Origin of the sequence: Nakamurella sp. (assembly GCF_048594475.1) — a bacterium.
Classification (GTDB): Bacteria; Actinomycetota; Actinomycetes; order Mycobacteriales; family Nakamurellaceae; genus Nakamurella.
In genome coordinates this window covers 1-12,373 of sequence record NZ_JBMDXT010000199.1, presented here as the reverse complement: position 1 = coordinate 12,373, position 12,373 = coordinate 1, and the positions used below count along the sequence as shown (strand labels likewise).

The following is a 12,373-nucleotide window of genomic DNA, read 5'->3' as shown; positions in this document are numbered from 1 at the left end:
CGATCATCCGGCCACGGCCGAACCGTCGACGGGCGGGCCTTCGGCCGCCCGGGTCCGGCGGCTGGATCCGGCCGCCGTTGCGGCGGCGACGGCCGGGCGGGTGCTGATCAACGTGCACGTCCCCGACGAGGGGTCGTTGCCGGGCACCGCGCTCGACCTGCCCTACGACCAGGTGGCGGCCCGGGCCGGCGAGCTGCCGGCGGACCGGGCCACCCCGTTGGCGATCTACTGCATGAGCGGGAACATGAGCGAGATCGCCGGCCGGGAGCTGCTCGCGCTGGGCTACACCGACGTCGTCGAACTCGACGGCGGCATGCAGGCCTGGCGCGCGTCCGGGCGAATGCTGCTGCCGGCCGGGAGCTGACCGGCGCGACCGGGCGGGCTGGACCGGGCGCCGGGCGTCCGCTCAGCCGGCCGGCTTGGCCGGCGTGCGCACCCAGGTGTCGAAGAAGCCCGTCAGATCCCGGCCGGACGCGCGCTCGAAGACCGCCTCGAAATCGGCGGTGGAGGCGTCGCCGTTGCGGTACCGCTGAAGCCAGGCCCGGGTGCCGGCCAGGAACGCGTCCTCGCCGATCGTCTCGTGCAGCTCGTACAGGGTGGCCGCCCCGCGGTCGTAGACCGCGTCGCTGAACAGGCCGAGCGGCTGCGGGTCGGCGACGACGACGGACCAGAAGTCGTCCGTCGCCGGGATCGCCATGACCTCGTCGAAGCTCTCCCGGGCCGTCGCCCCGCCGCGGTGCTCGGTCCACAGCCAGGTGGCGTAGGTCGCCCATCCCTCGTTCAGCCAGATGTCGGCCCACCGGTGCGGACTGACCGAGTCCCCGAACCACTGGTGGGCCAGTTCGTGGGCCACCGTGCCCTCGCTCGCCCGGCGCGAGTAGACGGGCCGGGTCTGCGTCTCCAGCGCGTAGCCGACCGAATCGTCGTCGACGATGGACCCGAACGACCGGAACGGGTAACGGCCGAACCGGCTCGTGAAGAAGTCGATCATCTCCGGCTGCCGGGCCAGGCTGGCGGCGGTCGTCGCCCGATCGGCCGCCGGCAGGTCACGGTCGACCGCGTCGATGATCGGCAGACCGCCCGCCGTTCGGCTGCTGGTGAGGTCGAAGTCGCCGACCCCGGCGGTGGCCAGGTAGCTCGCCTGCGGGTCGGTGGCCGCCCAGTACCAGGTCGTCCAGCCGTCGCGGGTCACCGGCGGCCGGGCCGGCAGGCCGTTGGCGACCGCCGTCCTGCCCTGCGGGACGGTGATGGCGAAGGTGTACGTCGCCTTGTCGGTCGGGTGGTCGCTGACCGGCATCCAGGTCATCGTGCCGTCGGGCTCGCCGACGACCATCGCGCCGTCGCGGGTGGTGACCCACCCGTACAGCGCGTCCTCGATGTCGGTCGGCCGGCCGGTCGCGCCGCCGTACTCCACCACGAGGGTGACCCGCTGACCCTTGCGGATGCCGCGCTCCGGCCGGACCGTCAACTCCCAGACCCGGGCGGCGTCGTCCTGGACCTGCCAGAAGGCCGCGCCCCGGGCCGGCCCGACGGCCCCGGCCGGGTCGGCCGGCGGGTCCACCTTGCGCGCCCGCCGCCCGTCGATCGTCAGCGCGCTCACGGACAGGCCGCGCAGGTCCAGGTTGAAGCGGTCGAGATTCTGGGTGGCGGTCAGGGTGATCCGCGCCCGCCCGTCGAGCCGGCCGACCAGGGGAGCGGGATCCGGGCCGGGCGGCTGGTACCGCAGCGACAGGTCGTAGTGCCGCACATCGATGCCGCCGTTGCCGGCGAACGGGAAGTAGGCGTCGCCCGCGCCCGGGGCGCCGGCGCTGAACCGGGGGCTACCCCGATCGGGGTCGGCCGGGGCCGACGGATCGGCCGCGGCCGGCCCGGACAGCACGACCCCGATGATCGTCGTGACCGTCACCAACGCGAGTGTGACGAGCCGACGGGGACCTGCGCGCATCGCGCCTCCTGTGCGCCCCCTGAGTGTCTGCGGTGAATCTGTGACGCTACGCGATCCGCCGCGCACCCGCTGCGCTCGTGACCCGCCGAGGGCCGATCGCCGCCACGGGCGTCAAATGGGCGGGGAAGGCGGGAACGTCTTCTATCGTCGCGGGAGGTCGACGGGTACTCGACCCAGCGAGTCGGGCCGGGTCCACCGGGTGGGCCCCGTGGGGATCGAACCCACAACCCGCGGATTAAAAGTCCGCTGCTCTGCCAGTTGAGCTAGAGGCCCGTGCGATCAGCGTCCGGGAAGGGTCGGTCGCGACGCGAGCCTACCGGCTCGGTTGGATGTCTTCGGACACCACGGCGAGGGGACAACGGGCATGGTGGGCGCGGAAGACGGGACTGTCGACGGCCGGGACGACGGCACGGGCGGCGGGGCGGGCGACCGGCCGGACGGGGGCCGCGATCCCGGCCCCCGCGGGGCGCTGCCGGACCCGGGACCCGCGACCCACGCGTGGTCGGCGGTCGACCGGCCCGGGACCGATCCCTCCGATCCGCGGCCCCAGGGCCCGGACACCGGCGGGTTCGCCGACGTGCCCTGGGGCGCGGGCGCTCCGGCGCCCTACGGGCCGGCCTGGCCGGCCGCGGATCCCGCGGCCGGCCCCGGCGCCGACCCGGCCGCCGGTCCGCAGCCGATGCGCGAGCTCGGCCCGACCGGGGACCCGGTCGACGGTCCGGTCGTGGTCGGTGCCGCTCCGGCGCCCGGCATCCCCGGACCGCCGGCCGGCCAGCTCCCGCCCGTGCCCCCGCCGCCGCCCGGGCCGGCGCTCGTCGCCACCGGGCTCGGGCTGCTCGGCCCGAGCGGGTGGGTGTTCCAGAACATCGACCTGACCCTGCGGGCCGCATCGGTCGCGGCCGTCGTCGGCCCCTCCGGGACCGGCCGGTCGAGCCTGCTGCTCGCGCTGTCCGGCCGGCTCCGGGCCACGGCCGGCACGCTGTCCGTGGCCGGTCATTCCTACCGGGACAAGCCGTCCGCGGTGCGCCAGCTGACCGCGATCGCCCGGGTCGGTGCGATAACCGTCCCCGAGCCGGTGCTGACGGTGCGCGAGTTCGTCACCCAGCGCTGCCTGCTCGAGGACGTCGGCCTGCCCGAGGGCCGGACCCGGTTCGCGGCCGCCTGCGACGCCCTGCAGCTGCAGCTCGACCCGGCGATCCCGGTGGGCACGCTGTCCGGCGACAAGGCCACCCTGCTGGCCGTCGCCGCGGCCTGCGTCCGGGTCAGCGCCGTGATCATGCTCGACGATCTGGACCGGGGCGTCTCCGGCGCCACCCAGCAGCTCATGCTGGACGCGCTGCTGCGGCTGGCCGGCACCGGTCCGACCATCGTCGTCACCACCACCGACCGGATCCCGGTGATGGAGGCCGACGTGGTCCTGGACCTGACCCCGACGGAGGGCGCCGCGGTCTGGCAGTTCGACCGCAACGCGCCGCTGCCCGCGGCGCCGGCCGGCCCGGTCGCCGGCCAGCTGACCGCCGGCCCCGCCGGGAGTGACGGGCCGCCGCCGGACGAGGCGCCGACCACGGTGCTGCCGCCGCAGCCCGGCCTGGCCGACGACGTCGCGGGCTTCGCACCGCCGCCGGCCGGTGACGCGCCGGCGGGGGATGCGGCGGTCGCTTCCGACGCGCCGCCGGACGCCGTCGACGCCGCCCCACCGCCGACCCCGCCGACCGACGAGCCGAATCGGAACCGATGATGATCAAGACCGTCAAGCTCGCCGGCTTCGAGTTCCGGCGGTTCAAGGGCCCGTGGGCCATCCTGGGCCTGCTGTTCGTGCTGCTGGTGCCGACCGTGTTCGCCGGGCTCTACCTGTGGTCCAACGAGGATCCCTACGGCAAGCGGGACCAGGTGCCGGTGGCCGTGGTCAACCTCGACCAGCCGGCCCCGGTGGAGGGCACCACGGTGGCCGCCGGCGACCGGCTGGTGCGGGAACTGGCCGCCGACCCGATCTTCGCCTGGAACTTCGTCGACCAGGACACGGCCGAGCAAGGGCTGGCCGACGGCACCTATTACATGATCGTCGAGATCCCGCCGGACTTCTCCGCCAACCTCGTCAGCGGGTCCGGCGACCTGCCGCAGCGGGCCTCGGTCAACCTGCGGCTCAACGACGCCACCGGGTACCTGACCGAGCTGCTGGTGGCGTCCGCGCAGCCCCGGCTGGAAGCGGCGATCAACCGGGCCGCGATCGGCGCCTACCTCGAATCGGTCTTCGCGAACCTGGACACCATCCGCACGGCCATCCGGTCCGCGGCCGACTCGGCCGCGAAGCTGGCGACGGACACGGCGACCGCGCTGACCCAGGCCACGGACCTGTCGACCGCGGTCTCCACCGCCAAGCAGAGCTCCAGCGCGGTGGTCGGCGACCTGGCCACGGCCAAGTCGTCCTCGGCGGCCCTGGTCACCTCGGCCGGCGACGCCAAGGCCGGCTCGGCGGCGGCGGTGACCGCGCTCGGCTCGGCCACGACCGCCGCCTCGAACCTGTCGTCCTCGGCGGACAGCGCCGCCTCCAGCGCCAGCTCGCTGGCCGGCAGCGTCGGGCCGGCGGTCTCGGCGATCAACTCGGCCGCCCCGGCCCTGGGCCAGTCGGCGGCCAACGTGGAGGCCGCCACCCAGGACACCTCCGATCTGGTCACCCAGTCGCTCAACCCCACCGTCACCGAGCTGAACCGGGTCGTCGGCACCCTGTCGGCACAGGACCAGGCCAAGATGGCCACCGCGATGCAGAGCCTGAACACGGTGAACAGCCAGCTCGGGCAGTCCTCGTCGCAGGCTGCGGCGCAGGCGGTCGCGGTCAACTCGTCCGCGCAGACCGTCACCGGGGCCGCCGCCGACCTGACCGGCGCCGGCAGCGAGCTGACCGGTCTGGCCGCGACCACCGCCACGGTGTCCTCGGGCATGTCCGGCCTGTACGACAACGTCTCGTCCGCCTCGGGCAGCGCGGCCACCGTCGACAGCGCGGTGAACGGCATCGCCTCGCAGGCCACCGACCTGGATTCCTCGATCGGCACCGCGCAGCTCGCCGCCCAGACCACCGACGACACCCTCACGCCGGCCGAGACCAACGCCTCCGGCCTGGTCAGCACGCTGACCACGGTCAACGCCGCCGCCGGGGAGCTGTCCACCGGCCTGTCCGACAGCGCCGAGCGCTTCCCGACCCTGGCGCCGGGCGAGCAGGCGGACACCGAGCAGGTGCTCTCCTCCCCGGCCGACCTGACCGTGCTGATCGACAACCCGGCCGTGGTCTACGGGCGGGGCATGGCGCCGATCACCTTCGGCCTGGCGATCTGGGTGTTCGCGCTGGCCGTGTTCCTGCTCCTGCGCCCGGTCGCCGGCGGCGCCCTGCTGGCGCGGGCGTCGTCGCTGCGGATCGCGGTCGCCGGTTGGCTGCCGCCGCTGCTGCTCGGGATCGTCGGGTCCCTGCTGCTGTTCGGCATCGCCTGGCTCGGCCTGCACCTCGACCCGGTCAACGCCGGGGCGGCGGTCGGGGTCATCGCACTCGGCGTCGCCTGCTTCACCGCCATCACCCACCTGCTGCGGACCTGGCTCGGAGCGGCGGGCACGGCGATCGCCTTCGTCCTGCTGATGGTGCAGTTCACCGCGTCGGGCGGGCTGTACCCGATGCCGACCACGCCGGCGCCGTTCCAGGTGATCGAGCGGGGCCTGCCGATGACCTATCTGGTCGACGCCCTGCGGATCAGCTTCACCGGCGGCGTCTACCAGCGGCTGTGGGTGGACGTCGGCGTGCTCGCCGGATTCACGGTGGTCGCGCTGGCCCTGAGTGTGCTGGTCGTGCACCGGCGGCGCACCCTGCGGCTGTCCGATCTGCAACCCATGGCGGGCTGAGGCCGGCGGTCCGACCCGGCGCGGCGGCCCCGGCCGCGATCGGGAAAGGTGGTCGTCGTGACGGACGATCCCGGCGCTCCCGACGCCACCCCGGCCGATCCCGACCGCCGCCCCGCCGCGGCGCCGGCCGACCCGGCCGCCGCCCCGAGCGGCCCGCCCGCAGGCCCGGCCGGCCCACCCGGACGTCCGGATCGGACGGCGGGATCGGGGGCCCATCGGGCCGGGCCGGGGGACCGGGCGGTCCCGACCAACCCGACGGGCGCACCGGCCGACCCACCGAAGGACGCGCCGACCGCTCCGCCGAGCGACCCGTCGGTCGCCCCACCGACCGGCGAGTCGACCGCCGAGGCGGCCGGCGAGGCGGGGGATCCGCTGGCCGCCGCACCGGCCGTACCGGCGGGCGCGCCGGCGCCGGCCCTGGTCGCCGGGGGCCTGGGTCTGATGGGGGAGTCCGACTGGGTCTTCCGGGACGTGGACCTGACCGTGGCGCCGGGCACGCTGGCGGCCATCGTCGGACCGGCCGGCTCGGGCCGGTCCAGCCTGCTGCTCACCCTCGCCGGCCGGATGCGGCCGACGGCCGGCACGCTGTCCGTGCTCGGCCACGACCTCGCGGCCGACCCCGCGGGCGTCCGTGACCTGACCAGCGTGGCCCGCGTCGCCGCCGTCATCGGACCCGAACCGGCGCTGACCGTCCGCGAGTCCGTCGACGAGCGCTGCCTGATCGACGACGTCGACCCGGCGGAGGGGCGCCGGCGGTTCGACCGGGCCTGCGCCCTCCTGCAGTTCACCCCCGACCCGTCGGCCCTGGCCGAAGGGCTGGTGGGCGAGCGAGGCACCCTGCTGGCCGTGGCCCTGGCGTCCGTGCGGACCGGAGCGGTGATCGTGCTCGACGACCTGGACCGCGACATCCCGCCGGCCGGCCGGCGCGCGCTGGCCCAGGCCCTGGCCCGGCTGGCCGCGTCCGGGCCGGCCATCGTCGTGACCGCGGCCGACCGGGACGCCGTGCCCGGCGCCGATCCGATCGTCGAACTGCAGCCCCCGGCCGGCCGACCGGCCTGGACCTTCGATCCCGCCGTGTCCACGGAGGCCTGAAGCATGATCAAGACCGTCAAGCTGGCCGGGTACGAACTCCGCCGGTTCAAGGGGCCGCTGCCGATCATCGCGCTGATGTTCCTGCTGCTCGTGCCGACCCTGTACGGCGCGCTGTACCTCTGGTCCAACTGGGACCCGTACGGCAAGCTCGACCAGGTCCCGGTCGCCGTCGTCAATGAGGACGTGCCGGTGACCGGCCCGGACGGGCAACCGGTCGACGCGGGCAACCGCCTGGTCGCGGAGCTGGAGAGCGACCCGATCTTCCAGTGGCACTTCGTCGACGCCGACACCGCGGCCGCCGGCCTGGCCGACGGGGAGTACTACCTCACCATCACCATTCCGGCCGATTTCTCGGCCAACCTGGTCAGCGGTGCCACCGACGATCCGCGGCGCGCGATCGTGGTGATGAACCGGGACGACGTCAACGGGTACGTCATCGGCCTGATGACCTCGACCGTCCAGCAGCGGCTGGAGGCGGCGATCAACCGGGCCGCGATCAGTGCCTACTTCGACACGGTGTTCACCAACCTGGACACGCTCAAGCAGAACGTCACCGACGCGGCGACCGGCGCGACCCAGCTGGCCACCGGGGCCGACAGCGCACTCGCCGGGGCCACCCAGCTCGCCGGCGGGATCACCCAGCTCAAGGACGGCTCAGGTCAGCTGGTCAGCGGTCTGGACGAGGCCAAGTCCGGATCGTCCCAGCTGGTCACCGGGCTGGGCACGGCCAAGGACGGCTCCGGCCAGCTGGTCGGCGGGCTGACCCAGGCGCAGCAGGGGTCGAGCCAGCTGGTGACCGGCGCCCAGCAGGTCAGCGACGGCAACGCCAAGCTGGCCGGGCAGGTCGTTCCGGTGCTGACCAAGGTGAGCGCGGCGATCCCCGACCTGCAGCAGGCCAACGACGACGCCAAGGCCAGGATCGACGCCTTCGGCAGCACCGTCGCCACCCAGCAGGCGGCCATCCAGGCCGCGGTCGACGCCCTGCCGGACGGCCCGGAGAAGGCCGCCCTGCAGGCCGCGGTGAGCACCGCCGGCACCGCCCTGAACGGCGCGGCGTCCGACGCGCAGCAGGCGGCGGCCCAGATCAACTCCGCCTTCACCCAGCTCAACCAGAACGCCTCGGCCGATCTGACCCAGGCCAGCACCGATCTGACCAATCTGGCCAACGGGTCGGCGCAGGTCGCTGCGGGCGCGGCGCAGCTCAACACCGGCATCGGTGACGCGCTGACCGGGGCGACCACCCTCGATTCCGGCCTCGGGCAGCTGCAGACCGGCGCCACCCAGCTCGACGAGGGCATCGGCAAGCTGCAGACCGGCGCGGGCCAGCTCGACCAGGGTCTGGCCTCGGCGCAGACCGGTTCGGCCGATCTGGTGACCGGGTTGACCACCCTGGACCAGGGAGCCAAGCAGCTGGCCGACCAGCTGACCGCCGGGGCGGCCAAGATCCCGGTGCTGGCCGCCGACCAGCGGGACAACGCCGAGCAGGTGCTGTCCTCGCCGGCCGACGTGCAGGTGAACGTGGCCCACCCGGCCGACTTCTACGGCCGGGGCCTGGCGCCCTTCTTCTTCGGCATCGCGATCTGGGTGTTCGGCATCTCGGTGTTCCTGGTCATGCGGCCGATCTCGGCCCGGGCCCTGGCCGGCCGGGCATCGTCCCCGCGGATCGCGATCGCCGGCTGGCTGCCGGTGGTGTCGATGGCGATGCTCGGCTCGCTGCTGCTGCTGGTCATCGCCTGGGTCGGCCTGGGGCTGGACCCGGTCAACGTCGCCGGGTCGTTCGCCGTCGTGCTGCTGGCGGCCGCCTGCTTCACCGCGATCGCCCACCTGCTGCGGACCTGGCTCGGGGTGGTCGGGTCGGCGATCACGCTGGTGCTGCTGATGGTGCAGCTCACCAGCGCCGGCGGCCTGTACCCGGTCGAGACCCTCCCGGCCCCGTTCCGGGCGATCCACCACTTCATCCCGATGACCTACCTGATCGACGCGCTGCGCATCACGTTCACCGGTGGCCCGGCCGACCACCTCTGGCGGGACGTCGCCGTGCTGGGCGGCTTCACCGTCGTCGCCGTCGGCCTGTGTGTCCTGGTGGTTCACCGGCGCCGGGTCTTCCGGTCCCGGGACCTGCACCCGCTCCTGGGCTAGGCCCGGCCCCCGGCCCGAACCCCCGCCCCACCCGGCGACGCTGACCGCGCGCCGGGGTGGGCCGGGGGGTGTGGCACAGGCCACCTGAATCGAGCCAGATCTTTCGCTTGCCAAAATGAGCGATGAGGTAGATGCTTGCTACGTACAACTAGATGCGTACGACATGCAAGCAAGTCGCCGACGGCCGTTCGGGTCGCGGCCGCCGATCGAAAGCCCTCGCCCATGACAGAAACCCTCGTCGCACCGGCCTCGCCCGCCGGGTCGCCGGCGGACCCGCTGATGGCCGACTCGGCCGCCATCGGTGCCGCCGTCGTCGACCTGATGCGGCACCTGCACGGCATCAAGGCGCGCCTGGCCACCGGCCCCGAGGCCGACCATTCCCCCTTGTTCCTGCTGGTCAAGCTGGCCCACACCGGGCCGTTGCGGGCCAGCGCGCTGGCCGACATGGTCGGCGCCGACCCCGCGACGGTGTCCCGGCAGGTCGCCTCCCTGGTCAAGGCCGGCCTGGTCGTCCGCGAGGCCGACCCGGCCGACGGCCGGGCCTGCCTGCTCGTGCCGACCGACCTGGGCCGCACCCGGGTCGAGGAATACGCCCAGCGGCGGGCCGAGGCCATGGCCCCGCTCATCCGGGACTGGTCGCCCGACGACCGGTCCGACCTGCTCCGGCTCCTGCGCAAGTACGTCGCCAGCATCGACGCCCACCGCGACGACGTCATTGCCGCCCTCATCTCCCCACCGCAGAAAGGCCAGTGATGGCGACCACCATCGAGGCGCCGGCGAGCACGCCGGCCCTGACCCACAAACAGATCCGGCTGATCCTGTTCGGCCTGATGGCCGGCATGCTGCTGGCCGCGCTCGACCAGACGATCGTCAGCACCTCGATCCGGGTCATCGCCGATGACCTGCACGGGCTGTCCGCCCAGGCGTGGGTGACGACCGCCTACCTGATCACCTCCACGGTCACGACGCCGCTCTACGGCAAGCTCTCGGACATCTACGGCCGCCGGCCGATGTTCCTGATCGCCATCAGCATCTTCGTGATCGGCTCCATCGCCTGTACCTTCTCCACCTCGATGTACGAGCTGGCCGCGTTCCGGGCCCTGCAGGGCCTCGGCGCCGGTGGTCTGTTCTCGATGGCCCTGGCCATCCTCGCCGACATCGCGCCGCCGCGGGAGCGGGCCAAGTACCAGGGCTACTTCCTGGCCGTGTTCGGTACCGCATCGGTGATCGGTCCGCTGGTCGGCGGCTTCTTCGCCGGCGCCGAGACCATCCTGGGCATCGCCGGCTGGCGCTGGGTGTTCCTGGTCAACGTGCCGATCGGCATCGCCGCGCTGCTCATCGTCTGGTTCACCCTGCACATCCCGCACATCCGGCACGACCACCGGATCGACTGGTGGGGCGCCGCCGCGCTGATCATCGGTCTGGTGCCGATCCTGATCGTGGCCGAGCAGGGTCGCGAGTGGGGCTGGACCTCGGCCTCGGTGCTCGGCCTGATCGCCCTCGGCATCGTCGGCGTGATCGCCTTCATCCTCATCGAGATCCGGATGAAGGACGAGGCGCTGATCCCGATGCGGCTGTTCAACAGCCGGGTGTTCTCCACCGGCATGGTCGCCAACGTGCTCATCGGCCTGGGCATGTTCGGCGCGCTGTCCACCCTGCCGCTGTACCTGCAGCTGGTGAAGGGGGCCACGCCGACCGAGTCCGGCCTGCTGCTGATCCCGATGATGATCGGCATCATGGGCGGCTCGGTGCTCTCCGGCCAGCTGACCATGCGCACCGGCCGCTACAAGATCTTCCCGGTCATCGGCACCGCGCTGCTGACGCTGTCGTTCTTCCTGATGCTCACGGTCGACGTGGACACCGGGTACCCGCTGCTGGACCTGTACTTCATCATGATCGGTCTGGGTCTGGGCCTGTGCATGCAGACCCTGCTGATCGCCGTGCAGAACACGGTGCCGGCCAAGGACATGGGCGTGGCCACCTCGTCCGCGACCTTCTTCCGGCAGATGGGCGGCACCCTGGGCGTGGCGGTGTTCCTGTCGCTGCTGTTCAACTCGCTGCCCGACAAGATCTCGTCGGCGTTCCAGGCCGCGGCCGGCAACCCGTCGTTCGTGACCGCGATCCAGGCGGCCGCGCAGGACCCGAACAGCCCGAGCCACGGGGTGGCGCTGGCCCTGGCCCAGGCGCAGAGCAATCCGGCCGCCGCCTCCTCGATCAGCGATTCGCTCAACAGCGACTCGTCGTTCCTGAACACGCTGGATCCGGCCATCGCCCGGCCGTTCCAGGAGGGTTACGTCGGCTCCACCCAGCTCGTCTACATCATCGGCGGCATCATCATGGCGGTCGCGTTCGTCCTGGTGCTGACCATGAAGGAGCTTCCGCTGCGGACCCAGTCCGCCCTGGAGGAGCGGCTGGCCGAGCAGGCCGCCGAGGGCCATGCGGACCCGGTGGCCGAGGCCGAGGCGCTCGCGCTGGACGCGGCGCTGGGTGGTGAGGTGGACGCCCAGGACGCGACCCCGTCGTCCGAGGTCAATGGCAGGGAGCGGGTTGACCGTCGCCCGGGTGGTCGGCACAGCGCCGACGGCGGCGGCGACACGCTGGTGCCGGCGGCCGACATCATCAGCCGGGCGACCGCCGGCGCCGGCAGCGGCCGGCACGGGCGCTGACCGACCGGTCGGGACGACTGCACCAGGGCCCCGTCGGGAACCGGACATCCGTTCGGTGCTCGGCGGGGCCCTGCCGTATCCCAGAACGCCCGTCGGCTCGGCTCGCTTTCGCCGGCCCGGGCACTAGCCCAGGGTGTACCCGGTGACGTCGACGATCACGTCGGCGGACCCGGCCGAGCCGTTGAGCACCTGAATCCGTCCGTCGGGCCCCACCGGCACGATCGTGGTGGTGGCGACGGTCCGTCCGGGCGTGAAGTTCAGGTTCGACGTACCGGGTGTGGAGGCTTCCGACGGCCAGACCGTCGCGTAGCCGGCGGCCCGGGGTCCGACGACGGTCACGGTCAGAACGACCGCCGCTACCCCGTTCGCGGGCAGGGTCGTGACCACGGAGAAGAAGCCGGTGGCGGGAATGCCGCAGCATCCGGAGACCCGCACGATCCCGGTGCCGAACGGCTCGATCGGGTCCCTCAGTTGCAGACCGATGCGGGAATCGACGACCCGTGTGGGCGGCACGGACACCACCGTGCCCGGGACGATCGGATCCGCCGTCGACCGCTGCTCGGCCGACCGGCTCACCGGCGTCACCGTCGTTCCCGCGGCGGTCGACTCGGGAGCGACGAGCGCCCCGGCGATGAGCACGCCCAGG

General features: G+C 73.4%; 8 protein-coding genes, 1 tRNA gene and 1 pseudogene. 7 read left to right on the top strand and 3 right to left on the bottom strand.

What is annotated here, in order from left to right:
* A partial coding sequence (locus tag ACOJUF_RS09430) for a rhodanese-like domain-containing protein (protein WP_420121602.1) occupies positions 1-364 on the top strand: 364 nt, incomplete at its 5' end.
* Between the two features lie 42 nt (positions 365-406).
* Here the strand turns inward: ACOJUF_RS09430 and ACOJUF_RS09425 are convergent.
* Both ACOJUF_RS09425 and ACOJUF_RS09420 read right to left on the bottom strand, forming a co-directional pair.
* Complete coding sequence (locus ACOJUF_RS09425) at positions 407-1,906, bottom strand: M1 family metallopeptidase (RefSeq protein WP_420121601.1); 1,500 nt, start codon at positions 1,904-1,906, stop codon at positions 407-409.
* 239 nt (positions 1,907-2,145) lie between these two features.
* Positions 2,146-2,218 (bottom strand) — tRNA-Lys (locus tag ACOJUF_RS09420).
* 91 nt (positions 2,219-2,309) lie between these two features.
* Here ACOJUF_RS09420 and ACOJUF_RS09415 point away from each other — a divergent pair.
* From ACOJUF_RS09415 to ACOJUF_RS09390, 6 genes are all read left to right on the top strand, one after another.
* On the top strand, positions 2,310-3,683 hold the full coding sequence (locus tag ACOJUF_RS09415) for an ABC transporter ATP-binding protein (RefSeq protein ID WP_420121600.1): 1,374 nt from the start codon (positions 2,310-2,312) through the stop codon (positions 3,681-3,683).
* The gene (locus ACOJUF_RS09410) at positions 3,680-5,830 is read left to right on the top strand and encodes a YhgE/Pip family protein (protein ID WP_420121599.1); all 2,151 of its coding nucleotides are present in this window, start codon (positions 3,680-3,682) and stop codon (positions 5,828-5,830) included. Before ACOJUF_RS09415 ends, ACOJUF_RS09410 begins: the two co-directional genes overlap by 4 nt.
* A gap of 57 nt (positions 5,831-5,887) precedes the next feature.
* A complete protein-coding gene (locus ACOJUF_RS09405; protein WP_420121598.1) occupies positions 5,888-6,922 on the top strand; it encodes an ATP-binding cassette domain-containing protein in 1,035 nt (344 codons plus the stop codon).
* Between the two features lie 3 nt (positions 6,923-6,925).
* On the top strand, positions 6,926-9,061 hold the full coding sequence (locus ACOJUF_RS09400; RefSeq protein WP_420121597.1) for a YhgE/Pip family protein: 2,136 nt from the start codon (positions 6,926-6,928) through the stop codon (positions 9,059-9,061).
* A gap of 222 nt (positions 9,062-9,283) precedes the next feature.
* Entirely contained in the window at positions 9,284-9,814 is a 531-nt protein-coding gene (locus tag ACOJUF_RS09395) for a MarR family winged helix-turn-helix transcriptional regulator (RefSeq protein WP_420121596.1), read from the top strand.
* Positions 9,814-11,727 (top strand): MDR family MFS transporter, encoded by a 1,914-nt coding sequence (locus ACOJUF_RS09390; protein WP_420121595.1) that lies wholly within the window; start codon positions 9,814-9,816, stop codon positions 11,725-11,727. Before ACOJUF_RS09395 ends, ACOJUF_RS09390 begins: the two co-directional genes overlap by 1 nt.
* Positions 11,728-11,850: 123 nt before the next feature.
* On the opposite strand, the pseudogene ACOJUF_RS09385 reads toward ACOJUF_RS09390, so the two are convergent.
* Positions 11,851-12,373, bottom strand: a pseudogene (locus tag ACOJUF_RS09385) (hypothetical protein); the annotation flags it as partial.

What these genes read in the sequence shown, in the direction of transcription:
- ACOJUF_RS09415 (WP_420121600.1), top strand. Translation starts at nt 2,310, where the DNA reads ATGGTGGGCGCGGAAGACGGGACTGTCGACGGCCGGGACGACGGCACG.
- ACOJUF_RS09410 (WP_420121599.1), top strand. Translation starts at nt 3,680, where the DNA reads ATGATGATCAAGACCGTCAAGCTCGCCGGCTTCGAGTTCCGGCGGTTC.
- ACOJUF_RS09400 (WP_420121597.1), top strand. Translation starts at nt 6,926, where the DNA reads ATGATCAAGACCGTCAAGCTGGCCGGGTACGAACTCCGCCGGTTCAAG.
- ACOJUF_RS09395 (WP_420121596.1), top strand. Translation starts at nt 9,284, where the DNA reads ATGACAGAAACCCTCGTCGCACCGGCCTCGCCCGCCGGGTCGCCGGCG.
- ACOJUF_RS09390 (WP_420121595.1), top strand. Translation starts at nt 9,814, where the DNA reads ATGGCGACCACCATCGAGGCGCCGGCGAGCACGCCGGCCCTGACCCAC.